Origin of the sequence: Psychrobacter sp. UBA6291, assembly GCF_002439405.1 — a bacterium.
Classification (GTDB): Bacteria; Pseudomonadota; Gammaproteobacteria; order Pseudomonadales; family Moraxellaceae; genus Psychrobacter; species Psychrobacter faecalis.
In genome coordinates this window covers 21,305-48,098 of record NZ_DJUD01000042.1, presented here as the reverse complement: position 1 = coordinate 48,098, position 26,794 = coordinate 21,305, and the positions used below count along the sequence as shown (strand labels likewise).

Sequence of the window (26,794 nt, the reverse complement as noted above, 5' to 3'; positions counted from 1 at the left end):
TTTTTGTTAGATACGGCACGTTATTTGGTCATGATAACCACATCGTCCAGTCATCGTCTGCGCTTGCATCTTATCCTTATAAATGCATCGGTGTTTTTAGTATTAAGTCGTTAATAGTTAATTCTAAAGATTTAATAATAATTTCTGAACACTAAGTGCTAAACCTAATACTAAGTGCTAAACCTCTAGTATTCAAAAATAATATTTAGCAAGCCTTTGAAACCAGCTGTTTGGAATAAGTTGCCATGCTATGATAACGCGAACAAATGCTGTTTATAGTCAAAATAAGCCGTATGTTTAATAATAACCAGTGCAATGGAAAATTTATGAGCCAGTCGCAAATGCATGATGATAGCAATGCAAATAAAACAGAGACAAATAAAGTAGACCCTAACTGGCGCGATGACGCGCTCAATCTAGAACTCGATTATGGCATGCAAACCATCGCCGTACGAGCAGGGCAGCATCGCACTGATGAAGGCGAGCATTCAGAGGCTATTTTTACCACAAGCTCTTATGTCTATGAATCAGCGGTGGACGCTGCCGCGCATTTTAATGGTAGCAAAACGGGTAACGTTTACTCGCGCCATACCAATCCGAGCGTGCGCACCTTTGAGCGGCGTTTGGCGGCGCTCGAAAACGGCGAGCGTGCGGTGGCGACAGCCTCAGGTATGGGCGCGATTTTGACCATGTGTTTGGCGTATCTTAAAGCTGGCGATCATTTGCTCGCCGCCAATCAATTATTTGGCTCATCGATTGGTTTGTTTAATAACTATATGGCAAAGTTTGGCGTTGAAGTCAGCTATGTCGACTGCTTCGATAATGACGCTTGGGCAAAAGCTGTGCGGCCAAATACCAAGGTTATTTATTGTGAAAGCCCGAGCAATCCGCTTGCACAAATTTGTGATATCGGCTATCTGAGCGAGCTGTGTAAAGCCAATGATATCTTATTGGTCGTTGATAATTGCTTTGCCACACCAGCCTTGCAGCGCCCATTAGATTTGGGCGCGGATGTGGTCATTCATTCTGCAACCAAATATTTAGACGGTCAAGGTCGGGTATTGGGCGGCGCTTTAGTCGGTAGCGATAAGCTGATGCAAGAGGCGTTTACTGTGGTTCGTTCAGGTGGTATCAGTATGAGCCCATTTAACGCATGGGTCTTTACTAAAGGGCTTGAAACGCTGAAATTACGTATGCAAGCGCATTGTCGAAATGCCAATCAAATAGCAGAATTTTTGGTCAATCATCCTAACGTCAGCACCGTGCACTTTTCAGGATTAAGCGACCATCCCGCTCATGAATTGGCAACGCGTCAACATCATATGAAAGATGGTTATGGCGCTATCATGGGCTTCGAAGTTAAATCGTCGACTAGCCCTAATTCAAAGGGTACTGATTCAAAAGCCGCAGCGTGGCATGTGATTGATTCAACGCAAATGGTCTCTATCACCAATAATTTGGGCGATGCTAAAACCACCATTACCCATCCCGCGACCACTACCCATTTTCGCTTGACGCCTGAGGCGCGCGCAGAAGCAGGCGTTAATGATAGTCTCATCCGCCTGTCGGTAGGCTTAGAAGATGTGGAAGATATCATCAAAGATTTGGCGCGTGGTTTAGACAGTTTGTAAAGATCAAGGTATAATCGCCATTAACATCAGATTTAGTGATGAATAACGTTTTATAATGATACGCATTAATACAAAATAAAAGAGGCAACTATGAATATTCAAGCATTGATGCAACAAGCACAAACGATGCAAAAGAAAGTCGAAGCAAACGTTGAAAACGCTAAAAAAGAATTGGCCAATAAAGAAGTGCAAGCCGAAGCGGGCAGTGGTCTGGTTAAAGTCACTATGACTGGTCGCCACGTCGTTAAGCGTTTGACCATTGATCCAAGTTTATTGGAAGACGAGCCAGATATGATTGAAGACCTAATCGCTGCTGCCATCAATGATGCGGTGCGTCAAGCGGATGAGCTGTATGAAGAAACAATGGCTGGTGCGACCTCAGGTATGGGCTTACCACCAGGTATGCAAGGTCTGTTCTAAATAGCGAATTATAAGCGCTAAAAACTGCTGATTGACCACAAAAATGGGGTTGTTATCGACACGATACGACCCCATTTTTATAGCTACGATTTATAAATTAAGTTAAATAAAGGAAGTTACTTTGCTGACAGCCAAATTTGATCAGCTGGTCAAACAGCTACGTATTTTGCCGGGCGTGGGGCAAAAAAGTGCCCAACGTATGGCATTGCATTTGCTTACCAAAAAACGCCCCCAAGGCATGGCGCTCGCGCAAGCACTTGATGAGGCGATGCGTGATATTGTCGAATGCCAGCGCTGCCATAGTTTTAGCGACGAGGCAGTTTGTCCATTATGCCAAGATCCACGGCGTGATGATGGCTTGTTATGCGTGGTTGAAACCGCAGCGGACGTGATGGCGATAGAGCAAACCGCAGGCTATCGTGGGCGTTATTTCGTGTTGGGCGGGCATTTATCGCCGATAGACGGTATCAGCGCCGATGATTTAAATATCGATCAACTGGTCTGGCGGGTGAAGCAAGAGCCGGTTGAAGAGCTGATATTGGCGACGGGTACGACTGTTGAGGGTCAAACGACCGCCCACTTTATCAGTGAAGCAGTCAGTCGTCATGTCAATAAAATCACTCGCTTGGCGCAAGGCGTACCGATGGGCGGCGAGCTTGAGTATCTTGATAGTATGACCCTTGGCCAAGCCATGCAAAATCGCTCATTTTTGTAGTATGTCTGTCTCTTTGGTATTACTGCTTTTTTAAAACAAAATTTTGTTCATCTGATTTTATGATATTGTTATAATTCTTTTTTCATTGTATTAAGGCGCGGTTTAGCGTTTTATTTTCTTCTATTTCAGCAGGTATCTGCCCGTGTCAAACCATGTTTCAACAGCTTTAACTACTTCTAACCAATCAAACCGCTTAGATAATACTGCTACTGATGATGAGCTATCAAAACCATCAGTCAATGACGAGGTAGCGCCCACAGATTTGCCACCCAAGCCAAATATCGATGCATTGCTAGATGCCGCTGATGATGCGGCTGTTACCTGGGTACGTAAGCAGGATGATTTGGCTGAAGTTATCGATGCGTTGGCAACTTGCGGCCGGGTGGCGTTAGATACTGAATTTATCAAGCGCGATACCTACTATCCGCGCTTGGCACTGGTGCAGCTGAATACTGGCAATCATGTGTATTTACTAGATGCGCCGCAGTTGCAATTGGCCGAGCTATGGGAAGCGTTGGCTAAAGTAGACGTGGCGATTTGGCATGCCTGCGGTGAAGATTTGGGGATTTTTTATCTATTGTCTGACTGCCCGCCGTTGACCAATATTTTTGATACGCAAATTGCCCTGTCATATTTAACTGGCCAATTGCAAATGGGCTATCAGCAGGCGCTTGATGACCAATTAGATATGCATATCGATAAAGAGCAAAGCCAATCAGACTGGCTGCAACGCCCGCTATCAGATGAGCAAGAGCAGTATGCGATAGATGACGTGCGTTTTTTGCCAGCGCTTTATCTAAGCCTTGAATATGAGCTGAAAAAGCAGGGTCTGTTTGAATACGTGTGGGCGGACTGCCAGCTTTATGCCAGTGACTTATATGACGCACAGCATGTAGCCGATGATGAGATGTATCTAACGATGGCAGATTATCGTTATACCTCTGAGCAGATGGCGATATTGCAAGCAGTGGCAACATGGCGCGAGGAGCTAGCACGCGCGACCAATCAGCCGCGTACCTTTGTGATAAAAAAACAAGCAGTACGCGAGATTATTACAGAAAAACCAAGCAGTATGCGCGAGCTTGCGCACAAAACTACCATGCATCGTAGTATGCTGCGTCTCTATGGTGAAGAGTTGCTCAAGGTGATTAAAGAAGCCAAAAACCTGCATCCTGCTGAGCATCCGGATTGTCTACTGCCACCGTATCGTTCAAAAAACAAAGTCTTATCAAAAGCTGTGCAACAAGCAATCGATGCGCAAGCAGAAAAAATCGGTGTGCCTGCTAATGTCTTGATGCGTAAAAAATGGCTCGCGCAGCTCTATGAAGTGATTGCTTTTGATAAGGAAATAAGCGAGTTGCCTGAAGGGTTAAAAGGTTGGCGCAATGAGTGGGTGATGCAAACTTTGATTCCGGTGATTGAAGAGCATAAAACCGAGTTGCAGCAGGGTATGGGTATCAATGTTCGCTAAGCGATAAAAACTAGCTTTTATAAGTGCTTAACATTTATAAGTGCTTAACATTTATAAGTGCTTAAGCTCGCTATGGTCAAACTGTCCATGTTGTAAAAAATACTTGGTTTGTGCGGCCACTGTTTTATCGACCAGCATGCCAGTATGCGAGACGGGCAAGACAATATGATCAGTGGCTGCCTCTATTTTAGTTTCTTCTATATATACTGTGCCATCGTGTAGTAGATGTTCTGCTGATGGCATATTATTTGTCTTACAAAGTTTGCGATTATGATACTGCAAAAATAACTGCCCTAAGCCATAAGGGCGATTACCGGCAATCACGCCTAAGGTAATATGCTCCGGTAAGGGCGCGACGGTTCCATCTAGCGCATCGACGTACGAACGCCCCACTACCACTGGGGATAAGCGCCAAATATAATCTGCACAAACACTACCTAAATGCGGTGTCCCGAGCGTTACGCAGCGCCCAATTTGCCATTGTGGATATTCATTAACGAAATCACGAATAATCAAACCACCCAAACTATGACCGACTAAATCGATTGGCTGGTCAGGATGGTGGTTTTCTTCTAGCCAACGATTGAGCCGTGCGCTATTGGTTTTGATGCCATCACGCAGACTACGATAGCCAAATTGATAAGTATCAAATCCTGCGGCTTGCAAGCGTTTGGCTAATGGCCGCATAATCCAAGCGGTTTGATGCAGACCATGAATCAGAATAACGCGGTTTTTTTGTTGCATGTTATTGTCCAAAAGTTATTTTACTGATATTTTATTATATTAGGCTCTAGCTCCTAATTTAAACGTTAATCTCATGATCTTTTAAATTATTAGCCCAGAATAGACAAAATAAAAACCTCCAAATCAGCTACTGACTTGGAGGTTTGTTTTTATATCAACTATTTATCTTTGTTTGAAAACTACATATAGTTTTCGATACTTGGGCAAGAACACATGAGGTTCTTGTCGCCGTAAGCATCATCAACACGTGCCACACTCGGCCAGAACTTATGGGTGCGGATGTAAGGCAGTGGGAATGCAGCGGTATCACGGCTGTACGGATGTGACCATTGGCTGCTAGTAATCATCGCCGCGGTATGCGGTGCATTGACCAGTGGATTGTCTTCTAATGTCCAACCATCTTCGCCAGCTTTGGCTTTCATTGCCTCATTTTTGATAGATTGTAGCGCACTGATAAAACGATCTAACTCTTCTTTAGATTCAGACTCAGTGGGCTCAATCATCAAGGTGCCTGCAACTGGGAAACTCATCGTTGGTGAGTGGAAACCATAATCCATCAAGCGCTTAGCAATATCGCTTTCACTGATGCCAGTTTCTTCCTTCAATGGACGAATATCGATGATACATTCGTGAGCGACGCGGCCATTTTTACCCGTATAAAGAACAGGGTAGTGGTCTTTCAGCTGGCTGGCAACATAGTTGGCATTTAATAATGCAAGCTCAGTGGCTTTTAGCAGACCATCACGGCCCATCATCGCGATGTACATCCATGAGATAGGTAAGATACTCGCTGAACCATAAGGTGCTGCTGATACAGCTGAGCAATCATTTTGCGCATTATGTACAGGGCTCAACGTATGGTTGGCCATGTATGGTGCTAAGTGTGCTTTCATGCCAATAGGGCCCATGCCAGGACCGCCGCCGCCATGTGGAATGCAGAAAGTTTTGTGCAAGTTCATATGTAGTACGTCTGCACCGACATCAGCAGGCTGCATCATGCCGACCTGCGCATTCATATTGGCGCCGTCCATGTATACTTGACCGCCATGCTTATGAATCAAATCACAAATATGACGAATGCCTTCTTCAAATACGCCATGTGTCGATGGATAAGTAATCATCAAGGCACCTAAACGCGCGCTGTGCTCTTCACATTTGGCGGTCAAGTCATCGATGTCTACGTTACCGTTTTCATCGGTTTTCACCACGACGACTTGCATGCCCATCATCATGGCGGTAGCAGGGTTGGTACCGTGCGCTGACATTGGAATTAGGCAAACATCACGGTCCGTTTCGCCCAATGACTCATGGTAACGACGGATTGCTAAGAGACCAGCGTATTCGCCTGAAGCGCCAGAGTTAGGCTGCATAGACACTTCATCAAAACCTGTAATGGCTTTGAGTTGCTCTTGCAAGCTATCAATCATTGCAATGTAGCCAGTCACTTGACCGCGTGGCGCAAATGGATGCACATTGGCAAATTCAGGCCACGTAATCGGTAGCATCTCACTGGTCGCATTCAATTTCATGGTACAGCTACCGAGTGAAATCATGCTACGGTTCATCGCCAAATCTTTGTCTTCAAGCGATTTTAAGTAGCGCAGCATTTCATGTTCGGTATGATGCGAGTTAAAGACTGGATGGGTCAAGATGTCATCGCTACGCAAGTGAGCGCCATCGAGTGACACGCGAGCTTCTGTTGGCAAGTCATGAGCTTTACTGACAAATAGTTGCGTTAAGACATTAAAATCTTGCGCATCGCTAGTCTCACTAAAGGCAACACTTAATTTGGTGTCGCCAAGACGCCATAAGTTGTAGCCAATATTGTCGGCGTTTTCAAAAATCTGCGTTGCCATTTTTTCTGAACCACAATCAACGACGACACTGTCAAAGAATTGATCATGTACCACATTTAAATTGCTATCGTTAGCGCCTTTAATAACATCAGCAAAGGCAGTCGCAAACGCATGGATACGAGTGGCGATACGCTTAACGCCATTTGGACCATGATAAACGGCATACATACCAGCTAGATTGGCAAGTAATACTTGTGAGGTACAGATGTTTGAGTTGGCTTTTTCGCGGCGGATATGCTGCTCGCGAGTTTGCAGTGCCATACGTAGCGCGGTATTGCCTTGCGAGTCTTTAGAGACACCAATGATACGACCAGGTGCTGAACGCTTGGCTTTATCCGAGAAGGCAAAGTAGGCGGCGTGTGGACCACCAAAACCCATCGGAATACCAAAACGCTGAGTGCTACCGAGTGCTACGTCTGCGCCCATATCGGCTGGTGACTTTAATAGCACCAAGCTCATGATGTCACTGACAACGCTCACATAAGTTTTGTTTTTCTTTACCGCCGCAATAACATCGGTTAAGTCTTTTACATCGCCTTCAACACCGACGTATTGGAAGATAGCACCGAAATAATCACCTGATTTAGCCAGTTCGAAATCACCAACCACCACTTCCCAACCAAAATATTTGGCACGAGTATTGATGACATCTAAGGTTTGCGGATAGATACGCTCATCCACAAAAAACTGGTTTGATTTGCTTTTGCTCACACGCTTCGACATGGCCATCGCTTCTGCCGCAGCCGTTGCTTCGTCAAGTAATGACGCGCCAGCCATCTCCAAACCTGTTAAATCAATACAAACTTGCTGGAAGTTAAGCAGTGCTTCTAGGCGACCTTGGGCGATTTCTGCTTGATAAGGCGTGTAAGCAGTGTACCAACCTGGATTTTCAAGGACGTTGCGCTGAATCACTGCTGGCATACGCACAGGCGAGTAACCTTGACCAATATAGCTCTTATTAACCGTGATATCGTCTGCCATGGTACGTAGTTTAGCAAGCGCGGCGTGTTCACTCATGGCCACAGGTAAATCTAGCTCTTTATGCAAGCGCACAGGTTCAGGCACGGTATCATTGATAAAGCTTGCCATATCTTGATAACCAACGGCATTTAATAGGTCGGCTTGTTTGGCATCATTTGAGCCTAAATGACGATAGACAAATTCAGCTTCGTTGAATAAACCTTGAAAGGTATCAAACGTTGGGTTTTGAGAGATAGTCATAACAGTCCTTGATAAAAGGGATGATAAAGGAGATGGCTAAAATAACGAATAAATAATAACGGTTTACGGTTTAGACGTAATGGACAAATTGAGTTTGGTCAAAGCGGAACTGGGTGTTGTAGACGCCATTATCAGCGCGCTCACCGGCACCAATCATCATAATGATATGGTGATCGTCGCTTAAATTTAATAAGCGTTTCATCGCAGGCTCATCAAAGCCGCCCATCGGACAGCTATCAAAACCGTGCGCGCGTAAAGCAAGCATGAGGTTTTCGGCTGCAAGAGCAGTATTGTTGGTGGCCCAGTTTTTGGTGTCTTCAAAGGTATAATAAGGTGATTTAATCGGACCCTTTACCCGTCTGACGACTTGCGTTGCACCCCATTTGGCCGCTGATATAACGTTGACCGGTCCGCGTAAGAAATCCATGGTCACAACTTTGTTGTAGTAATCTTTGACCTTTTTTGGCACGGGCGTGTCCGGATATTCGCGTAAAATTTGCTTGGCGTGATCGTGCCAAACATCGGTACGCGCAACGACCGCAATCAAGCGCGCTGAGGTTTTCGCCGCATTTTGATTCATGCAGTTTTTTATCGCGCGTTTGCGTTTATCCGCATCATCAATCACATAAAATTCCCACGGCTGTAGATTGCTCGAGTTCGGCGCGAGCATGGCCAAACGCAGACAGTCAGCCAACACATCATCAGGTATCTTGGTGTCGGTAAAGCGACGCACAGATCGGCGTGATTCAACCACATCGCGAAAGGCTTGTAGCTGCGGGGTATGATCAGGCGTCGCAATAATGGTTTGCTTATTAGTATCTGGGGTCATATGAAAATCCATGCTGGGATTGAGTGCTTGGCTAAGTTTGTGTGTCGAGATACTTGAAGTGCGTGGTTAATATTCTTTGCTCAATGAGTACGGCCCAAAAATGAGCGGGCGATTGCAAATGCTAAATTAAGCCCTAAGGCTAAGTATGTTAAGAAAAAGCGCACAGATACCAGCTGACGCCAATATCTGTCATAACAAGTTGTGTTTTTAATATTAAAAATAGCGATAGCTTAATTAATTAGCGCCTATTAGCTTACTATTACAGCTCGTTTTCGTACTCATCAGCACTTAGCAAAGCTTCGTAGTCAGCGATATTGTCAGGCTTCATTTTAAAGAACCAACCTTCGCCGTATGGGTCAGAGTTGATGATTTCTGGATCATCTTCTAATGCTTCGTTGATGGCAACCACTTCGCCTGAAATAGGCGCGTAAACGTCAGAGGCCGCCTTTACAGACTCAACCACAGAGATTTCGTCATCAACCGCGATGATATCGCCAACGTCTGGTAATTCAACAAACACCACGTCACCGAGCAAGTCTTGAGCATGGTCAGTGATACCAACCGTAATCGTACCGTCGTCTTCTAGGCGCAGCCACTCGTGGCTAGCGATGTATTTTAGTTCTGCTGGGATGTTGCTCATGGTCTCTCTCCTAAATGATAGAGAATGGTTAATAAAAACAAGGGACGCTCATAATAAAAGGTAACAAGGATATCAGTCAAATTGCTGTTTGCCATTACGCACAAAGGGCAGCTTGACAACGCGGACGTCGACGAATTTACCCTTGCCGCGCAAATCGACCTGCACGCTATCGTCATCTGATAAGCTGGCAGGAACGCGGGCGATTGCAATTGAGTTTTTTAGGCTAGGGGAGAAAGTGCCACTGGTAATAAGACCCGTTTGTTCATTATCTGTGCCTTGATTGATGGTCACGGTCATGCCTTCACGCAACACACCACGCGTCGTCAATAGCAAACCGACTTGCTTCATGGCACTGTTGTCATCTTTCGCTTGTTGACGCTTATTTACTAAGGCTTCACGGCCGATAAAGTCGCGCTCGTCTTTTAGCGCCAGTGTCCAGCCCATGTTGCACTCGTAAGGGCTGGTTTCTTCATTCATATCATGACCATACAAGTTCATGCCCGCTTCCATACGCAAGGTATCACGCGCGCCAAGACCAGCAGGTTTGACGCCATTGGCTTTTAATTGCTCAAAAAATGCTGGTGCATCATCGCCATGCATGATCACTTCAACGCCGTCTTCGCCTGTATAGCCAGTACGCGCCACAAACCAATCTTGGCCTTCGATATCGGTTAAATCAGCACCAACGAAAGGCTTAAGGGCGGCCAGTGTATCTGCCCAACTCGGTTTGACTTCTGCTAATTTTGCAACGGCATTCGGTCCTTGGACCGCGAGCATAGCTAAGTCATCACGTTCCGTTAAAGCAACCTCAAAACCTTCGGCAACTTTATTAAACTGTGCCATGTCTTTATCGCGGGTAGCTGCATTTGACACGATACGATATTCGCTCGCGTCTTCATTCATCAAATAAACGATTAAATCGTCAATGATACCGCCTTGCTCATTGAGCATCGGAGAGTAAAGTGCTTTACCAACGGTTTTTAATTTATCGACATCATTAGCAAGGAGCTTTTGCAACCATGCTTTGGCATCAGAGCCTTTAACATCAACAACCACCATATGCGAGACATCAAACATCCCGGCGTCGGTACGCACGGCTTCGTGTTCTTCGATTTGTGAACCATAATGGATTGGCAATTCCCAACCAGAGAAATCCACCAGTTTGCCGTCGCTATCAAGGTGCGACTGGTAAAGGGGCGTGCGTTTAGGGGCGGAAGCGCTGGTATTGTGAGAATTGGTATTGTGAGTGTCGGTCATAACAAATCCTTATGGAACATCAGCAGCACTTGATAATCAGGTATAAAATATCAAAGTAGCAGGGCAGATGTGCATTATCATAGTAGTGAGTAGCAATCTTGCAGGGCGCAAGCAGTGCAACCAAGGGCCGTACAAAAAAATAGAACAATCAGCCAAACAGACGCCAAACGTCGGTTTAAGCAAAAGCCCTATCTGTCCTGTAACCTGAGATTTTCAACACGAACCATCATTGTGATTTTTTAAAGCAAAAGCCTTAAAAAGCCCAAGCAAATGATGTCGCATTTTCTCCCCTTCGGTGGGTAAGGCGTCGTCCGTCCTTACCGCTCTCCAGATTTGTTATGTCTTATGTTTTGGAATGCTATGCAGTTGTGATAGCAGTAAAACAGTTATGACATATGTTTTTCAGTCCTTTTACCTGAGCGATTGGCAGGGTGTATGCGCCTTCGGTGGTCATCAAGCAGTTATCAGCGCAGCTCGTAAATATAAGCGCACTTAATATAATGCCCAAGACTCTCTCCTGAAAAACGCTTTTATTATGAAAGGTTCAGGCTGTTTTTACAAGCCATCTGCCGCATTAAAGTCGATAATGTTGTTAAAAACAACTTTTTAGCAGCAGCGCTGACAAATTTATGAATAAATAGCATGTGTAAAAGGTCATTAAATTAGCGGACTTTACAGTGATTTACCATAGCAAAACGTAAAGCGACTACTGATTGCAGCCGCAAATATGCTAATCTATGGCGATAGTTTCTGATAGGTTGTTTTTATGCATTGCGATATTTATAAATTTCCCAAACACGACGATATGTATGTTTACATTGCGCGCCCTGATTATCCTGATGATACCGATGAGATTAAGGACTGGCTCGGTGTACTGCCAAAAGAGTTTCGGGCAAGTTTAGGACGTAGTCAGTTTGTCATGCATTTAGACTTGGCGAGCACGCCAAAATTGGCGCGCGTTGACAAAGAAGAAGTGCTGACAAAACTGAAGTCGCAAGGGTATTTCGTGCAGTTGCCGCCGCAAGATGTCATGCGCCGTCAAGCGGAGCTACGCGCCCGTGAAGCTCAGGATAATATCTACGATTGATAGAGGTTCTGAAATTAAGAGACTTTTTTTAAAATTAAGAAACTTCGCTTAAATGCATCAGAAAAGCGACGAAACATTTGCGCTTATGCATTTTGCTAGCAAGTCATGATAAACTAATCGCTATCAAATACGCATCATTAAGTGCAGTTGATGATTATGTATTTTGTCGAATTTTTAGTCTGACAAAACTTACCCTATACCGCTTGACGCCTTACGCGCCGCAGGTAATAAACGCAGGTAAAGAAACACGCATGGATTGGTTAAAAGGCATTATAGACAGCTTACCGATAGGCGCTATCAGTGATATCCTCGGTGAGATTACGATTTGGTGGGGGCAACTGGTCAAAGATGTGCCACCCGCAGACTTACCTATGTATGCGTATCTTGGCGGCGTCATTATCGTTTTGATACTCTGGTTGTTGGTTGCTCGTATTTTGCCGCGCCCGCTTGGTGGTATGAGTTGGATGATATTGTTTGCCGTCTTGCTCGCGCCTGGTACGGCGCTTGGTGATCCTAGTGTGATTGCGCCGGCGAGTATCAGTGTCGTTTATGCGATTATGATGAAAGATACGGCTGGCGCGATAGCCAATATGCTGCCGATTTTAGTGGTGTTGGTCGTGGGCTTGTTTGTGGGTTTTGTCTGGCAACTGATTCGCGGCGCGTTTGAGTCCAGCTTGGATAAAGCTCGCAGCCGTACGGCGGATGATGCGCAAGCGACTGCCCAATTGACTACTGGTAATTATTTAGCAGACGACGCGGGTTTATCAGAGTCGTTTGACCATTCAGCATTGTCGTCTAAACCTGAATTGGCTAGGACTGAATTAAGTAAGCCTAAAGCTGAGGTTAGCTTAAAAAAAGACCGCAAATAATAGATATGAGTAGTAAAGCTTTTTGCTTTAAATTTTTACACTAAAAGACACCCTGCGTGTCTTTTTTTATACTCATTTATTGGCTGTACAGCCAGTCAATGATAACTACGAACGCATGAGTACTTTGGCAATTAATGGCACTGTGCTAATCTAAATAATTAAGTATCTGCTAACGACTTTCTCTAAGCTTTCTACTATATTTAACGGATAACAATAACTGATTTTAATAACTTTTTCTAATAACTGAGAATGTATTATGAGCACGACTGATAAAACGAAAAAAAGCTTTATCGGTACGCAAAACTACATTGCTACCGATGATTTGCAGCTGGCCGTTAATGCGGCAATGACGTTACAAAAGCCGTTACTGATTAAAGGCGAGCCGGGTACGGGTAAAACGTTACTGGCTGAAGAGGTGGCTGAGAGTTTAGGGATGCCGCTGATTACGTGGCACATTAAATCGACCACTAAAGCTGAGCAAGGGCTGTATGAGTACGATGCCGTATCGCGCTTGCGTGATTCGCAATTGGGCGACGACAAGGTGTATGAGATTGGCAACTATATCAAGCCTGGTAAACTGTGGGAAGCCTTTACGAGCAGTGAGCGCAGTGTGTTATTGATTGATGAGATTGATAAGGCCGATATCGAGTTTCCAAACGACTTACTGCATGAGCTCGATAAAATGTCTTTCTACGTTTATGAAACGGGCGAGACCATCACTGCCGAGCAGCGTCCGGTGGTTATCATCACCTCAAATAATGAAAAAGAGCTGCCGGATGCGTTTTTACGCCGCTGTTTCTTCCATTATATCGACTTCCCAGAAGAAGATACCATGCGCCAAATCATTGAGGTGCATTTCCCCAATATCCAAGAAAAACTCGTCAATGATGCGCTCGATATTTTTTATAAGCTGCGTAATATTCAAGGGCTTAAAAAGCCACCATCAACGTCGGAATTGGTCGATTGGCTGACGCTATTATTGGCTGATGATATGGCACAAAACGAGCTGGAAGAAAACTTACGCGGGGAAAAGTCTATTCCGCCGCTATATGGCGCGCTGCTGAAAAACGAAGCCGATGTGAGTTTATTGCAGCGTTTTGCCAATATGATGCGTCGTTAAGCGATAGCTCGTTTGTCATAATTGAAGCTAATGAAGCAGTCCAACTCGTAACTCTATCAGCCAATAAGTGATGCGACTTTTATGTTTATCAAATTGTTCTATACCCTGCGGACCTACGGCGTGCCAGTCAGTACGCGTGAGCTGCTTGACCTAAACGCGGCCTTAGATCAAGGGCTGATGATGCAGCCGCATCCTGAAAACCCAGAGCTATCTACTTTTGCCAGTCGCGAGGATATGTATCGACTGATTCGGCTTTGTATGGTCAAAGACGAGCGTCACTTTGATAATTTTGACCGTGCTATGGCAGATTATTTTGAGGGCGTCGATAGTCTTGATATGGATGAGCTGCTTGCAAAGTTGACGGATATTCCAAAAGAATGGCTAGATTTAAAACTTGATCCAAAAAATCTGACCGAAGAGCAGCGGCGCTTGCTGAAAAAATACGGCTCATTAGAAGAGCTGATGAAAGCGCTTGAAGAGCGTCTTAAAGAGCAAAAAGAGCGTCATCAAGGCGGTAGTAAATGGGTCGGCACAGGCGGCACGTCACCATTTGGTGCCTATGGCGACCATCCAGAAGGCGTGCGCGTCGGCGGCGAGTCACGTAAGCGCAGCGCTGCTAAAGTGTGGGAGCAGCGCAAATATCGCAATCTCGATGATGACAATCAGCTTGGCACGCGCCAAATTCAGATGGCACTGCGTAACTTGCGCCAATTTGCACGTACGGGTAGCGCCGATGAGCTAGATATTCACGAAACCATTAAGCATACCGCTAAAAAAGGTGTGCTCGATATTCATATGCAAGCTGAGCGCCGCAACCGTGTCAAAGTGCTGATGCTATTTGATGTTGGTGGCAGTATGGATGTTCACGTCGAAGCATTGGAAAAGTTGTTTTCTGCTGCTAAAAACGAATTTAAAACCTTAGAGTTTTTTTACTTTCATAACTGCTTATATGATTATGTTTGGAAAGACAATAATCGTCGCCACAGCGCTCCGATGCCGACTTATGAGCTGCTTAATACCTATGGTCGCGAATATCGGGTGATATTTGTCGGCGATGCGTCGATGTCGCCGTATGAGCTGATGACGGTTGGCGGTAGCGTCGAATATATGAATAATGAGGCGGGCATTGTTTGGCTAAAACGGGTACTGGCGCATTTTGATAAAGTCGCTTGGCTCAATCCGGAAAATCCTGCGTATTGGAATTACACCCAAACCATCGTTGAGATTAAAAAAATCTTCAACAATAAAATGTATCCGATGACCTTACATGGTGTGGAAGAGATGACCAATTATCTGGCGCGCTAAGGGACAGTTGTAAGAATCATTTGCTTTATTTATTTTGTAAACACGCATAAAAATAGCCGTTATAAAATATAGCGGCTATTTTTTCATTTCTAATTTCTAATTTCTAATTGCTAATTTCTGTTTTTACTCTTGCTTTGCTAATTCTTTGTTTCTAATTTTTCGTTTCTATCAGCCCAATCATCACGCCCATCTCTTTTTTATCATGCTTATCAATGCTTGGTGCGTAGAGTGCCGAAGCGATACCGCCATCTAAAAATAAGGCATTTGGGCAGCTTAACTCATCTTTAAACAGCGTGGCAAATTGATAAAAGCTCACCGGCGCCTCGCTATTGACAAATTGTATGCTGCCATCACTGCAAACACCTGCGCCATTACGTAGCTTAAGCGAAGTGCTGTTAGGCTTAAACTGCGGGTGAATCTCATTATTGATGACTAACATAGGACCCGATTGCGTCGCATACCAAGGCTGCGTATTGCCATTTTTGAGCTGGCTGTCTAGCGTTTTGCTTTCGGTAATCTGTACTTTGCCAGATTTATCCCACCACATGACGCCGTTGGGCAACAGATGAAAGTTGCCGCCGCCTTCTTTGATATTTAATGCGCGTCGCTCCCTACCTTCGATAACCGTATAGCCAATCGGCGCATAATTTTCATTATACATGCCAGCATTCATGGCAAAGTTAAGGGTTTGATTAGAGGGCAGCGCCGCTAGTAAAGCATCAAAAGTCAGTAGCGGCTGGTTGTTATCAGCATTGCTATCGCTCTGTTGCCAAAATAGCTGTAATGAATAACGCGTGTCGGTCAGCGCCTTTGCATCAATACGGCAAACGCTATAGGCAAAGGGCGTGTTTTGCGCCTGACATGACCAATTTTTGCCATCACTACTTATCGTGTCATGGTTATTATCTTCTGCTGGCTGGCAAGCGCTGATGCTTAATGCAACCAGCGCTGCCGCCAACAATGAGTAAGGAAACCTAAATATAGAACTTGGCATCGATGACTTATCTTTTTATAGGATAACGTTAGATGGTCTAAAAAACGCCATAATTCTTAGTCGTCTAATGGCGGAATTTCGCGGAAAGTATTATTGACGTTACCAATTAACAGACCACCATCGATGAGATCTACCGAATCATCGGGGTGCTGGGTGGTTGGGGCATTGGTTTCTTTACCTTTATCACGCGAGTCTTTGTTATAAGCAATCAGCGCATCGTTATTGGCAAGGAAGCTATCAGGATTTGCCATCACCCACATTTGGTTAAAGACGTCGGCGCGAGCATTTTCCTCAAGCAGGGCGCCTTGGTCAGCAAAGTAAAAGAACTTCGATAATAGCTTAATCTGGCCATCGTCTAAACGGCGGGCGATATGATACGGCTGTAATTGGCTTGGATGCTGAAGACCAACCGCACCAACGATACTGGCAAGTGATTTTAGCGTATTTTTATGAAAACTTGCCACGCGCTCAGCTTTACTTGGTACATCAAGAGCTTTTTGGCGATACGGGTCTTGGGTAGCAACGCCAGTCGGGCAAGTGTTGGTATGACATGAGCGCGATTGGATACAACCAACGGCAAACATAAAGCCGCGCGCCGAGTTACACCAGTCAGCACCCAACGCAATCATACGCGCAATATCAAAGCCTGAGACGATTTTACCACTAACGCCAAGCTTAATCTTATCGCGAATACCTGCACCAACCAAAGTATTATGCACGAGCATAAAGCCTTCAACCATCGGCATACCGACGTTGTCCATAAATTCAACGGGCGCTGCACCTGTACCGCCTTCAGCGCCGTCAATGATGATAAAGTCAGGGTAATTGTCCATCTCTATCATAGCTTTTACAATCGCCATAAACTGCCACGGCTGACCGACACACAGCTTAAAGCCGACCGGTTTACCGCCTGATAAATCACGCAGCTGCTGCCAAAAAGTCACCAACTCGCGCGGCGTGCTAAAGGCGCTGTGCGAAGAGGGCGACACACAGTCTTTACCCATCGGCACGTGGCGCGTATCCGCAATCTCTTGCGTGATTTTTTCTGCTGGCAGTACGCCACCTTGACCTGGTTTTGCACCTTGCGAGAGTTTAATCTCAATCATTTTTACTTGCGGATCGGTTGCCTGTTCGGCAAAGGACTGCGGATCAAAATTGCCAAGCTCATCACGGCAGCCAAAATAACCGGTGCCCAGCTCCCAGATTAAATCGCCACCAAACTTACGATGATAAGGGCTGATGGCGCCTTCGCCAGTATCATGAGTAAAGCCGCCCAATTTAGCGCCTTGATTAAGCGCCATAATGGCATTGGCCGATAAACTCCCAAAGCTCATCGCTGAGATATTAAATACCGACATATCATACGGCTGTTGACATCGCTCGCCGCCGACGATAATACGAAAGTCTTTATTTTCTAACGGTTGGCTGACTGCTGATTGCAAAAACCATTCTTTACCGTGTGCGTATAAATTATCAAGCGTACCAAAAGCATTGGTATCACTGACGTTTTTTGCTCGTTGATACACCAGTGCGCGCTGCTGGCGTGAAAACGGCACTTGTTCTTTATCATTTTCTAATAAATACTGACGAATTTCAGGGCGAAAATCCTCAAGCACATAGCGAATATGCCCGGCGACTGGATAGTTTCTTAAGATAGCATGCTTTGCCTGTATGACATCATAAATCCCCAAACCCACACCCAATCCGCCAAGAATAATCAGCCACCAATTCATCAATAACAGCCCTGCTATAAACAGCAGGGTTGCAGCGGCAAAAGTACTGTAGCGCAACATAACGCCAACTAAATAAGGAGAATCCTGTTTGGGTTTTGGGTTTAGATTGGTACGAGATTGGGGCATAACGATACTCAACAGTGTTACGTAAATAATAAAAACGCAATGATAAAAAACAAAATATCCATAACAAAATAACCATGTCATAAACATGGTTATTAAGAATGGATTAAATGCTTAAATTTATCGCGTACATCATACACATATGATATCACTGCGATGGTTTAATTGGGTAACAGAGTGCTAATGTTGCGCTCAAAATAACAGTTTTTAGATGTAATCAGCTCTGATTGATTATTTCAAATGATTTTCTGCTGATAATTTGGCGTCGAAGATAAGGAAAAGGCACTCAATGGCAATAACGAAAAGCATTAAAAATAAGATTGAAACCGACTGTCAGTATCTGGTGGTAAGGTCTAAATAGTGCCTTGTGAGTTGTGACGGGTGCAGGGCATGAATGGTAAAAAAAGCGTTTGCCCGCAACGCGTAGCAGCCACTACAGTATGTTTTCAACCCCCTGCTGTGGCGGTTTGGGGTCTGACACTCGCCCAGTCGGTTCCAAAGGGGCAGTCTATCCGTTTATTATCGAATAGTATTGTTAAATAAATAAAACGGACAGAAAATTCTCATATCAATGGTTTAAAAATACTTATTCTACAAGGTCAATTTGCCAGTTATTGGCTTGAATGAAAATATTAATTTTGCGCAGCTTCATTGCGATGTCGTCGGCTTGCTTTTGTAAACCGGCAACCGAAACCATGATATGCCATTTAATCTCGCGAGGGCTATAACGGTCAACCTCGGTATCAGTGGCTTCAATGGCCTCAATCAATAACTTATGGCGCATCTCTAAGGTATCACGTTCGATCAATAGTGTCAGCATCGATTGACCTTCATTGGACTGAGCGACAGCGTTAGTTCGGTGAATACGTTCAATCAAAGCCGATAATTCAGTAATGACTTGACTGGCTTCAATCATCAGCGCGTTTGGGTCTTCGTTTGGCGTATCGCCTTCTTGGACTTTGACATTGCTACGAATACGCCCTTTAATTTGGGCGAGCTTTTTTTGCATATCGCTACGGATGAGGAGGGCTTCGGCGAGTTTCATGGTTGACTCCAATACTTTTATTATTATTGATATTTGCTTTAAAGTTTAGCGCTTCTCATTCTTTAACACAAACCACTTGCCGAAAATTATATAGCACTTCCACCAAATAATTTTGTGCTCTCATCGCATTACCAACACCTTTATACACCGCTGAAAAATAAATAAATCCACTCAGCTTTTCTAAAACCCACTGCCAATCCTTTCAGCCAACACCTGCAATTTTGGCACAATCATTGCTGCATATTCTTCCGCTTGCCAATTGGCACTTGGCACACTGGCATTGAGTGAATATGCATACTGCCCAGTTGCGATGTCAAAGACGCCAACAGCAACTGCCAATATATCGGTAGAAAACTCACCATCGGATACCGTATAGCCGTATTTTGCATAATGCTCTGTCGCCTCGGTTAACGCAGATTGCGCGCGGTCATACTCTTCTTTAGATAAATGCTCTTGTAGATTACTACGAATCACCGCCTTTCTCGCTGGCGAGCTTACTGCATAAAAAGCGCGACCAATGGCAGTGCGGGCGACAGGTACAGCTGAGCCAACTTGTAAATTGACAGAGAGGCGAGCAGGGCTACGACAACAAGCGTGATAGCGCATTTCTCCTTCGACTTCGGTGGCCAAATTCACCGATACTTCATTGCTACTTGCAAATTGCCGCAGCAATGGTTCAGCAGTTGCCACCATGTCATGACGACTCCACGCGGTGGCACTTAATCGCACCGCACTACTGCCCAGCTGATATTGTCCGTGCTCGGTCATACGTAAAAATCCAAGCGTCATCAAGGTATGAATAAGCCGAGTGATGGTGGCTTTTGGCAAGGCGGTCATCTGACACAATTGCTGATGACTGAGCTGCTCATGCTGCTCAAAGGCTGCCAATAAAGTCAGTCCACGCCCCAGTGCGGTGACAAACTGCCGGTCATTATCGTCCTTACTTTGCTCAAGAATAGTGGTCATTCGATCGAGTAGTGGCAGAGCTGTAGATACATTTTTTGTCATTTTATGCTCATTTTTTTTGATAAAGGTTTACAGCGCGGTAAAACTTTGCTTAAATAGATTTAAATTATGAAACTAAGTTTCGCATAGCGGAATTAACAAGTCAATCATTTATACAAACGATTTACTCATTAATCACTACTCGTCGGTCAGGAAGACTGATAACAAGGAGTTCTACATGGCAACATCTAAGCGTCCAAGTTTCGATTGGGAAGATCCGTTTTTATTACGCAACCAATTAACCGATGAAGAGCGCATGGTCACGGACAGCGCCCGTCAGTTTTTTCAAAAAGAGCTGATGCCTGGCATTTTAGAGGCCAATCGTAACGAGAACTTTGATCGCAATATCATGCGTCAAATGGGTGAGATGGGCTTGCTTGGTGTGACGATTGAAGGTTATGGCTGTGCCGGTTTATCAAGTGTTGCTTATGGTTTGATTGCGAAAGAGGTCGAAGCGGTGGATTCAGGTTATCGTTCGGCGATGAGCGTGCAGTCGAGCTTAGTCATGCATCCTATTTGGGCATATGGCACCGAAGAGCAAAGAGAAAAATATCTACCGAAGCTTGCCACTGGCGAGTATGTCGGCTGTTTTGGCCTGACGGAACCAGATTCAGGCTCAGATCCTGCCTCGATGTCGACCCGTGCGCGCGCAGTTGATGGCGGTTATGAGCTGACGGGCAATAAGATGTGGATTACCAACAGTCCTATCGCTGATGTATTTGTCGTTTGGGCAAAAGATGACGCCGATGAGATTCGTGGTTTTGTTTTAGATAAGGGCATGAAAGGGTTATCAGCACCGAAGATTGAAGGTAAATTTTCACTACGTGCTTCAGTTACCGGTGAGATTGTCATGGACAAGGTATTTGTCCCTGAAGCCAATGCTTTCCCAGATATCCGTGGTCTAAAAGGGCCATTTGGTTGCTTAAATAAAGCCCGTTATGGTATTGCATGGGGCGCAATGGGCGCGGCTGAATTTTGCTGGAAAGCGGCGCGTCAATACACGCTAGACCGTAAGCAATTTGGTCGTCCACTTGCCGCAACCCAGCTTGTGCAATTGAAGCTTGCCAATATGCAGACGGAAATCGCTTTAGGTTTACAAGCGGCGTTACGCGTCGGTCGTCTGATGGATGAAGACAATGCCGCGCCTGAGATGATTTCACTCATTAAACGTAATAACTGCGGTAAGGCGCTCGATATCGCGCGTGTTGCGCGTGATATGCACGGCGGCAACGGTATCTCGGATGAGTTCCACATTATCCGCCACGTCATGAACTTAGAAGCGGTTAATACCTATGAAGGTACGCATGATATTCATGCGCTTATCCTAGGTCGTGCGCAGACGGGTATTCAAGCATTTTATTAATCGTTATTAGCTAATTACGTGCGCTACTGTTTGGCTTCCTATAAGCAGATTTTAAACAGTAGCGTACGTTTTTCAGTTGTTCTTCATCATTTAACTGCTTGGCAATTAAATCATGAAGAACAATTTTATCATCAAAAAATCAAAAAATACGCGACACAATAAGGGATTATTATGACGGATATGGCAAAAGGTGCACTGCACGGTATTAAGGTGCTTGATTTATCGAGAGTATTGGCCGGTCCTTCTTGTACGCAGGTACTTGCAGATTTGGGCGCCGAAGTCATCAAGGTCGAACGTCCGCATATTGGCGATGAAACGCGGCATTGGGCGCCGCCAAAATTCAGCGATGACACTTCTGCTTATTACGCCACTATTAACCGCAATAAAAAATCCCTCACCGTCGATATCACCACACCTGCCGGACAAACCATTATCAAACAGCTTGTCGCCGATAGCGATATCGTCGTTGAAAACTTTAAGGTTGGCGGTTTAAAAAAATACGGCTTAGATTATGACAGTTTAAAACAAGACAATCCGCGCCTTATTTACGCCTCATTAACGGGATTTGGGCAGACAGGGCCTGATGCCAAGCGCCCCGGTTATGACTATATTATTCAGGGCTTATCAGGGCTGATGAGCATCACCGGTCCAAGCGATGGCGAACCGCATAAGGTTGGCGTGGCAGTGGTTGATTTGTTTGCAGGGTTACAGCTGACCATCGGTATTCAAGCCGCTCTATTAGCGCGTCAGCATACCGGACTTGGGCAACATGTCGATGTGGCATTGCTTGATAGCGCGCTTGCGATGCTCGCCAACGTCGGCATGAATTATTTGGCATCAGATAGAGTCCCGCCAAGACTCGGCAATCAACATCCCAATATCGTGCCTTATCAAGTATTCGAGGCAAAAGGCGCGTCGCACTTTATCTTAGCCTGCGGTAATGACAGTCAGTTTGCCAAGCTTTGTAACGTATTGGGCGTTGATTGGAATACGGACGAACGCTTTATGACCAATCCACAGCGCGTTGCCAATCGTGAACTACTTTGTGATGAGCTGAGCAAGAAATTTGCCAAGCAACCGCGCAGTTATTGGTTAGAGGTTTTAGATAAAGCAGGTATCCCGTGCGGGGCGATTCATAATATCTCTGAGGCCTTGGCGATGCCGCAAGCACAAGCTCGTGAGATGGTGGTTGATTTTGCCGCGCAAGGTAGTCCTGTGCGCGCGCTTGGTAGTCCGATTAAATTGTCCGCATCACCGGTCACTTATCGGACACCGCCACCCAAATTGAGCGAACATACCGATAGCACGCTTGCTGATTTGGGTTATGACAGCGAGATGATCGCCAAGCTTAAAGCCGATGGAATTGTTTAATGCTCGTCCTTAAAACCCAAACGCTGCTCAATTTGCTCTGCCAATTCAATCAGTACCGCACTGACCTCAGCTCGCTTGGACTCATATTCTGCTTGCAAAAAGCTAATCGCCATTCCGGCAACCGCGTTGCCTGACGCGTTACGAATATAAGTGCCTAAGCAATACATGCCATCGCGCAGTTGCCCATCGTCAAGTGATATACGACTGTTTTTAATGGCGGCCAGCTCGGTCGCCAAATCGGTAAAGTTATCGACACCATATTTGGTAATAGGTGTAGGGAAGCCAGTGGCGTAAATAGATTTTATGCTGTCCATAGATAAGGTGGAGAGCATGGCTTTGCCTGTAGCCGAAAACACCGCCGGTACGCGAACACCCGCGCGGAAAGTAAAGCCAAGCGGCGCAGGCGCTTCATGACAGGCTAAAAATACCACTTCCCCCAAGTCGAGTTTGGATAAGGTGACGGTATGCTGCAAAAGGATGGGGTACTGGACAATAAGGTCTTTGAATAACTGGATGACACCTTGCTGCTGCTCATATTTGCCCGCCCAATACATTAAATACGAGCCCAAATGAAAGCGGCTATCGCTGTCTTTATAAATGACATGTTTGGCTAATAAACTTTGCAAAATATTGTGGGTTGAGCTACGAGGCAGGTTAAGCGCTTTTGCAATATGCGCCGCCGTTAAAGGTTGGGCGCTGTCAGTTATTAAATCTAAAATCTGAAAAGTTTTGTCCAAAGCAGGAACGGTAGTGGTGCTCATAAGAAACCTATAAAAGACGATAAAATTAAGGAAGTAGCAAAATAAAATGATAAATCAGCACAAAACTGTTAATAGGGGTTGCAAATAAGGGATTATCATTCTTATAATGATGTCTCATATATAGAATACATGTTCAGTATATTGAACAAATAACAAGTTATCAATAATTATTTAAGTCATAACCTTTTATTTTCATTCCTATTTTTAGCTATTCGTTTATCACTATAAATCTGCAAACCTTATTTGCAAAATAACACTGACAAGGAGTGTCAACATGTCACAACAGTCAAATACGCTAACGCTAGCAAATCCAGACTTACTCAAACAGCAGTGCTTTATCAAAGACGGCTGGCATGATGCCAGTGATGCCGCGACTATCGACGTGGGCAATCCTTTTAACGGTGATGTCATCGGTAACGTGCCAAGCCTGACGACCGATGATGTCAATGACGCGGTTGCTGCTTCTCATGAGGCGCAAATCGATTGGGCAACCAAGACGGCCAAAGAGCGTGCGGAACTACTGCAAAAGTGGGCCGACCTTATCGATGCCAATAAAGAAGATTTGGCCATCATTATGACCGCCGAGCAAGGCAAGCCTTTAACCGAATCACGCGGGGAAGTTGGTTATGCCAATAGCTTTATCCGCTGGTTTGCTGAAGAAGGTAAGCGCGTATACGGCGATGTTATCCCTGCCAATCAAACCCAATTGCGCCATGTCATCTTAAAACAGCCGGTCGGTGTTTGCGCGGCCATCACGCCTTGGAACTTTCCAGCAGCGATGATTACCCGTAAAGCAGCCCCTGCACTCGCGGCAGGCTGTACCATGATTATTAAACCTGCAACCGAAACACCGTTTTCTGCATTGGCATTAGCGGTATTGGCTGAGCAAGCCGGTATTCCAGCAGGCGTCATCCAAGTGGTGACAGGTAAATCTTCAACCATCGGCGATATTCTAACCGGTGATCCACGCATTCATAAGCTGTCATTTACTGGCTCTACCGAAGTCGGTCGTACCTTGATGGCACAGTGTGCCCCAACGATTAAAAAACTGTCATTAGAGCTCGGCGGCAATGCGCCATTTATCGTCTTTGATGATGCCGATCTTGAAAAAGCCGCTGAAGGCTTAATCGCTTCTAAATATCGTAACGCGGGTCAAACCTGTGTTTGTGCCAACCGTGTCTACGTGCAAGATAGTATCAAAGACAAATTCCTCGACGTCTTTGTGAAAAAAGTCGCTGAGCTTAATGTCGGTAACGGCATGGATGAAGGCGTGGATATTGGTCCTTTAATTAACAAAAAAGCCTTGGAAAAAGTACAAGCGCTGCTCAAAGACGCGCTAGATAAAGGTGCAACCCTTATCACGGGCGGCAGCACCAACGGCGCATCAGAGCTGTCTTATAACCCAACGGTGATTACTGATATCAGCAGCGACATGGATATCGCCCATGAGGAAATCTTTGGTCCTATCGCCACCATCTTTACTTTTAAAGATGAAGCCGACGTCATTCGCCAAGCCAACGACACTATTTATGGTTTGGCTGCATATTTTTACAGCGGCAGCTATGCACGGTCATGGCGCGTTACCGAAGGGCTTGAGTACGGCATCATCGGTCATAATACCGGTCTTATCTCTACCGAAGTCGCACCATTTGGCGGCGTCAAGCAATCAGGCTTTGGCCGCGAAGGCTCAAAATACGGCATCGAAGAATATGTCGTGACCAAATATTGGTGCTCTGATGTTAGTTAATAGTTAGAGCTAATGGTTAGCTGTTTTATATTTTAACCATTTGTTTTTTATAGATTTTCACCTAGCATTTAACGGGATTCAGTAGCATGAATCCCAAATTTAGCCACAGCTTATTTTATAAACCGCCATACCATCATTGGCATCTACGTAAAGAAAAAAGAAAAGGATATTCTTATGACTACCAATCAATCATTACTTGCGCGCCGTAAAGCTGTTTTGCCAACAGGCCTTGGCATTGCCTTTCCTATTTTTGCCGAAAAAGCAAAAAACTCAGAAGTGTGGGATATCGAAGGCAATCGTTATATTGACTTTGTCGGCGGTATCTCAGTACTGAATACTGGTCACAGCCATCCAAAAATTACCCAGCGTGTGCACGAGCAGCTAGACAAATTTACCCATACTGCCGCGCAAATGGTTAACTATGAATGCTACGTCGAGCTTGCTGAAAAGCTTTGCGAAAAAGCGCCTATCAGCGGTCCGAAAAAAGCCTTGTTCTTGACCACTGGCGCAGAAGCGGTCGAAAACTGTATCAAAATTGCCCGTGCAAAAACCGGTCGTCCGGGTGTCATCTCTTTCGTTGGTGGTTGGCATGGTCGTACGCTGATGTGCATGAGCCTAACGGGTAAAGTATTGCCGTATAAAAAGAACTTTGGTCCGATGCCAGGCCCTGTGTTCCATGCGTTATTCCCAGCAGAAGAGCTAAACGTTACCGAAGCACAAGCATTGCATAGCCTTGAGATGATTTTCCAAGCGGACATCGATCCAAGTGAAGTGGCGGCGATGATTATTGAGCCCGTACAAGGCGAGGGCGGTTTCCATCAAGTGACACCATCGTTTGCCAAAGCGCTGCGTAAGATTTGTGATGAGCATGGTATCGTGCTGATTTTTGATGAAGTCCAGTGTGGTTTTGCTCGTACCGGTACCTTGTTTGCGTCTGAGCAATTGGGCGTTGAGCCGGATCTGATGACCAGTGCTAAAAGCTTAGCGGGTGGTTATCCTATTTCTGCCGTTATCGGTCGCGCTGATATCATGGACGCCCCGCAAGTCGGCGGTTTGGGCGGTACGTATTCTGGTAACCCATTGGCTTGTGTGGCTGCGCTTGCTGTCATGGAAGTGATTGAAGAAGAAAATCTGCTTGAGCGCAGTATCGAGATTGGTGACAAAATCGAAGCATTTTTAAAAGATTTGAACCTAAGCAGCATCGGTCATATTCGCCATAAAGGCGCGATGTTAGCGTTTGAGCTAATCGACAACGATGGCAAGCCTGATGCGGCAGCGACTGCCAACCTAAAAGCCAAAGCTTTCGAGCAAGGATTGCTGCTTGCGTCTTGTGGTATGTTTGGCAACGCCATTCGTGTGATGGTGCCGCTCACAGTAGAGGACGAAGTGCTACAAGAAGGCCTTGATATTATCAAAGGTATTTTGACCGCTCAAGGCGTTAATTCAAAAAATGAAAGCTTAAGCTTAGGATAATGACAGTGCTGCTT

Annotated in this window: 22 protein-coding genes and 2 riboswitches; of the genes, 12 read left to right on the top strand and 10 right to left on the bottom strand. The window is 45.3% G+C overall.

Annotated features, from left to right (window positions below):
* The first annotated feature begins 326 nt into the window (after positions 1 to 326).
* From B3R91_RS07180 to B3R91_RS07165, 4 genes are all read left to right on the top strand, one after another.
* A complete protein-coding gene (locus tag B3R91_RS07180; protein ID WP_286796991.1) occupies positions 327 to 1,631 on the top strand; it encodes an O-succinylhomoserine sulfhydrylase in 1,305 nt (434 codons plus the stop codon).
* A gap of 90 nt (positions 1,632 to 1,721) precedes the next feature.
* Positions 1,722 to 2,051, top strand: coding sequence for a YbaB/EbfC family nucleoid-associated protein (locus B3R91_RS07175; RefSeq protein ID WP_068404078.1), 330 nt, complete (start codon positions 1,722 to 1,724; stop codon positions 2,049 to 2,051).
* Between the two features lie 121 nt (positions 2,052 to 2,172).
* Positions 2,173 to 2,766, top strand: a complete 594-nt coding sequence (gene recR, locus B3R91_RS07170) for a recombination mediator RecR (protein WP_191692347.1) — start codon at positions 2,173 to 2,175, stop codon at positions 2,764 to 2,766.
* A gap of 142 nt (positions 2,767 to 2,908) precedes the next feature.
* The gene (locus B3R91_RS07165; protein WP_286796990.1) at positions 2,909 to 4,237 is read left to right on the top strand and encodes a ribonuclease D; all 1,329 of its coding nucleotides are present in this window, start codon (positions 2,909 to 2,911) and stop codon (positions 4,235 to 4,237) included.
* Between the two features lie 51 nt (positions 4,238 to 4,288).
* On the opposite strand, the gene B3R91_RS07160 is transcribed toward B3R91_RS07165, so the two are convergent.
* The 5 genes from B3R91_RS07160 to gcvT all read right to left on the bottom strand — a co-directional run bounded on the left by B3R91_RS07160 (position 4,289) and on the right by gcvT (position 10,784).
* Complete coding sequence (locus B3R91_RS07160; protein WP_198327932.1) at positions 4,289 to 4,981, bottom strand: esterase/lipase family protein; 693 nt, start codon at positions 4,979 to 4,981, stop codon at positions 4,289 to 4,291.
* A 179-nt stretch (positions 4,982 to 5,160) separates the two neighbouring features.
* A complete protein-coding gene (gcvP, locus tag B3R91_RS07155) occupies positions 5,161 to 8,058 on the bottom strand; it encodes an aminomethyl-transferring glycine dehydrogenase (protein WP_201588929.1) in 2,898 nt (965 codons plus the stop codon).
* Between the two features lie 70 nt (positions 8,059 to 8,128).
* Complete coding sequence (locus B3R91_RS07150; RefSeq protein WP_286796989.1) at positions 8,129 to 8,887, bottom strand: nitroreductase family protein; 759 nt, start codon at positions 8,885 to 8,887, stop codon at positions 8,129 to 8,131.
* Positions 8,888 to 9,146: 259 nt separating this feature from the next.
* Positions 9,147 to 9,527 carry a glycine cleavage system protein GcvH gene (gcvH, locus tag B3R91_RS07145; RefSeq protein WP_068404068.1) on the bottom strand — a complete coding sequence of 127 codons (381 nt, stop codon included), beginning with the start codon at positions 9,525 to 9,527 and terminating at the stop codon, positions 9,147 to 9,149.
* Positions 9,528 to 9,599: 72 nt separating this feature from the next.
* Positions 9,600 to 10,784, bottom strand: coding sequence for a glycine cleavage system aminomethyltransferase GcvT (gcvT, locus tag B3R91_RS07140; RefSeq protein WP_286796988.1), 1,185 nt, complete (start codon positions 10,782 to 10,784; stop codon positions 9,600 to 9,602).
* A 182-nt stretch (positions 10,785 to 10,966) separates the two neighbouring features.
* Positions 10,967 to 11,125: riboswitch (glycine riboswitch) on the bottom strand.
* Between the two features lie 52 nt (positions 11,126 to 11,177).
* Positions 11,178 to 11,314, bottom strand: a riboswitch (glycine riboswitch).
* A gap of 236 nt (positions 11,315 to 11,550) precedes the next feature.
* Here gcvT and B3R91_RS07135 point away from each other — a divergent pair.
* From B3R91_RS07135 to B3R91_RS07120, 4 genes are all read left to right on the top strand, one after another.
* Positions 11,551 to 11,871: a YcgL domain-containing protein gene (locus B3R91_RS07135; protein ID WP_102076631.1), complete on the top strand. Its 321-nt coding sequence runs from the start codon at positions 11,551 to 11,553 to the stop codon at positions 11,869 to 11,871.
* Positions 11,872 to 12,122: 251 nt separating this feature from the next.
* Entirely contained in the window at positions 12,123 to 12,740 is a 618-nt protein-coding gene (locus B3R91_RS07130; protein ID WP_144297109.1) for a hypothetical protein, read from the top strand.
* A gap of 256 nt (positions 12,741 to 12,996) precedes the next feature.
* The gene (locus tag B3R91_RS07125) at positions 12,997 to 13,860 is read left to right on the top strand and encodes an AAA family ATPase (RefSeq protein ID WP_286796987.1); all 864 of its coding nucleotides are present in this window, start codon (positions 12,997 to 12,999) and stop codon (positions 13,858 to 13,860) included.
* A gap of 81 nt (positions 13,861 to 13,941) precedes the next feature.
* Positions 13,942 to 15,165, top strand: coding sequence for a vWA domain-containing protein (locus B3R91_RS07120; protein ID WP_286796986.1), 1,224 nt, complete (start codon positions 13,942 to 13,944; stop codon positions 15,163 to 15,165).
* 151 nt (positions 15,166 to 15,316) lie between these two features.
* On the opposite strand, the gene B3R91_RS07115 is transcribed toward B3R91_RS07120, so the two are convergent.
* From B3R91_RS07115 to B3R91_RS07100, 4 genes are all read right to left on the bottom strand, one after another.
* Positions 15,317 to 16,159 carry a phosphodiester glycosidase family protein gene (locus tag B3R91_RS07115; protein WP_286796985.1) on the bottom strand — a complete coding sequence of 281 codons (843 nt, stop codon included), beginning with the start codon at positions 16,157 to 16,159 and terminating at the stop codon, positions 15,317 to 15,319.
* Between the two features lie 56 nt (positions 16,160 to 16,215).
* Complete coding sequence (locus tag B3R91_RS07110) at positions 16,216 to 18,018, bottom strand: FMN-binding glutamate synthase family protein (protein ID WP_102076647.1); 1,803 nt, start codon at positions 18,016 to 18,018, stop codon at positions 16,216 to 16,218.
* Positions 18,019 to 18,601: 583 nt separating this feature from the next.
* On the bottom strand, positions 18,602 to 19,060 hold the full coding sequence (locus B3R91_RS07105; RefSeq protein WP_286796984.1) for a DIP1984 family protein: 459 nt from the start codon (positions 19,058 to 19,060) through the stop codon (positions 18,602 to 18,604).
* A 180-nt stretch (positions 19,061 to 19,240) separates the two neighbouring features.
* Positions 19,241 to 20,068 carry an IclR family transcriptional regulator gene (locus B3R91_RS07100; RefSeq protein ID WP_286796983.1) on the bottom strand — a complete coding sequence of 276 codons (828 nt, stop codon included), beginning with the start codon at positions 20,066 to 20,068 and terminating at the stop codon, positions 19,241 to 19,243.
* Between the two features lie 175 nt (positions 20,069 to 20,243).
* Here B3R91_RS07100 and B3R91_RS07095 point away from each other — a divergent pair, with 175 nt between their 5' ends.
* Positions 20,244 to 21,428 carry an acyl-CoA dehydrogenase gene (locus B3R91_RS07095; RefSeq protein WP_286796982.1) on the top strand — a complete coding sequence of 395 codons (1,185 nt, stop codon included), beginning with the start codon at positions 20,244 to 20,246 and terminating at the stop codon, positions 21,426 to 21,428.
* A 171-nt stretch (positions 21,429 to 21,599) separates the two neighbouring features.
* Positions 21,600 to 22,799 (top strand): CaiB/BaiF CoA transferase family protein, encoded by a 1,200-nt coding sequence (locus B3R91_RS07090; protein ID WP_286796981.1) that lies wholly within the window; start codon positions 21,600 to 21,602, stop codon positions 22,797 to 22,799.
* Here B3R91_RS07090 and B3R91_RS07085 read toward each other — a convergent pair.
* Positions 22,796 to 23,560, bottom strand: coding sequence for an IclR family transcriptional regulator (locus B3R91_RS07085; RefSeq protein WP_286796980.1), 765 nt, complete (start codon positions 23,558 to 23,560; stop codon positions 22,796 to 22,798). The genes B3R91_RS07090 and B3R91_RS07085 overlap by 4 nt on opposite strands.
* A 274-nt stretch (positions 23,561 to 23,834) precedes the next feature.
* Here B3R91_RS07085 and B3R91_RS07080 point away from each other — a divergent pair, with 274 nt between their 5' ends.
* Positions 23,835 to 25,307 (top strand): NAD-dependent succinate-semialdehyde dehydrogenase, encoded by a 1,473-nt coding sequence (locus B3R91_RS07080; protein ID WP_286796979.1) that lies wholly within the window; start codon positions 23,835 to 23,837, stop codon positions 25,305 to 25,307.
* Between the two features lie 174 nt (positions 25,308 to 25,481).
* A complete protein-coding gene (gene gabT / locus B3R91_RS07075; RefSeq protein ID WP_286796978.1) occupies positions 25,482 to 26,780 on the top strand; it encodes a 4-aminobutyrate--2-oxoglutarate transaminase in 1,299 nt (432 codons plus the stop codon).
* Positions 26,781 to 26,794: the final 14 nt, after the last annotated feature.

What these genes read in the sequence shown, in the direction of transcription:
- B3R91_RS07180 (WP_286796991.1), top strand. Translation starts at nt 327, where the DNA reads ATGAGCCAGTCGCAAATGCATGATGATAGCAATGCAAATAAAACAGAG.
- B3R91_RS07175 (WP_068404078.1), top strand. Translation starts at nt 1,722, where the DNA reads ATGAATATTCAAGCATTGATGCAACAAGCACAAACGATGCAAAAGAAA.
- B3R91_RS07160 (WP_198327932.1), bottom strand. Translation starts at nt 4,981, where the DNA reads ATGCAACAAAAAAACCGCGTTATTCTGATTCATGGTCTGCATCAAACC.
- gcvP (WP_201588929.1), bottom strand. Translation starts at nt 8,058, where the DNA reads ATGACTATCTCTCAAAACCCAACGTTTGATACCTTTCAAGGTTTATTC.
- B3R91_RS07150 (WP_286796989.1), bottom strand. Translation starts at nt 8,887, where the DNA reads ATGACCCCAGATACTAATAAGCAAACCATTATTGCGACGCCTGATCAT.
- gcvH (WP_068404068.1), bottom strand. Translation starts at nt 9,527, where the DNA reads ATGAGCAACATCCCAGCAGAACTAAAATACATCGCTAGCCACGAGTGG.
- gcvT (WP_286796988.1), bottom strand. Translation starts at nt 10,784, where the DNA reads ATGACCGACACTCACAATACCAATTCTCACAATACCAGCGCTTCCGCC.
- B3R91_RS07135 (WP_102076631.1), top strand. Translation starts at nt 11,551, where the DNA reads ATGCATTGCGATATTTATAAATTTCCCAAACACGACGATATGTATGTT.
- B3R91_RS07130 (WP_144297109.1), top strand. Translation starts at nt 12,123, where the DNA reads ATGGATTGGTTAAAAGGCATTATAGACAGCTTACCGATAGGCGCTATC.
- B3R91_RS07125 (WP_286796987.1), top strand. Translation starts at nt 12,997, where the DNA reads ATGAGCACGACTGATAAAACGAAAAAAAGCTTTATCGGTACGCAAAAC.
- B3R91_RS07120 (WP_286796986.1), top strand. Translation starts at nt 13,942, where the DNA reads ATGTTTATCAAATTGTTCTATACCCTGCGGACCTACGGCGTGCCAGTC.
- B3R91_RS07115 (WP_286796985.1), bottom strand. Translation starts at nt 16,159, where the DNA reads ATGCCAAGTTCTATATTTAGGTTTCCTTACTCATTGTTGGCGGCAGCG.
- B3R91_RS07110 (WP_102076647.1), bottom strand. Translation starts at nt 18,018, where the DNA reads ATGCCCCAATCTCGTACCAATCTAAACCCAAAACCCAAACAGGATTCT.
- B3R91_RS07105 (WP_286796984.1), bottom strand. Translation starts at nt 19,060, where the DNA reads ATGAAACTCGCCGAAGCCCTCCTCATCCGTAGCGATATGCAAAAAAAG.
- B3R91_RS07100 (WP_286796983.1), bottom strand. Translation starts at nt 20,068, where the DNA reads ATGACAAAAAATGTATCTACAGCTCTGCCACTACTCGATCGAATGACC.
- B3R91_RS07095 (WP_286796982.1), top strand. Translation starts at nt 20,244, where the DNA reads ATGGCAACATCTAAGCGTCCAAGTTTCGATTGGGAAGATCCGTTTTTA.
- B3R91_RS07090 (WP_286796981.1), top strand. Translation starts at nt 21,600, where the DNA reads ATGACGGATATGGCAAAAGGTGCACTGCACGGTATTAAGGTGCTTGAT.
- B3R91_RS07085 (WP_286796980.1), bottom strand. Translation starts at nt 23,560, where the DNA reads ATGAGCACCACTACCGTTCCTGCTTTGGACAAAACTTTTCAGATTTTA.
- B3R91_RS07080 (WP_286796979.1), top strand. Translation starts at nt 23,835, where the DNA reads ATGTCACAACAGTCAAATACGCTAACGCTAGCAAATCCAGACTTACTC.
- gabT (WP_286796978.1), top strand. Translation starts at nt 25,482, where the DNA reads ATGACTACCAATCAATCATTACTTGCGCGCCGTAAAGCTGTTTTGCCA.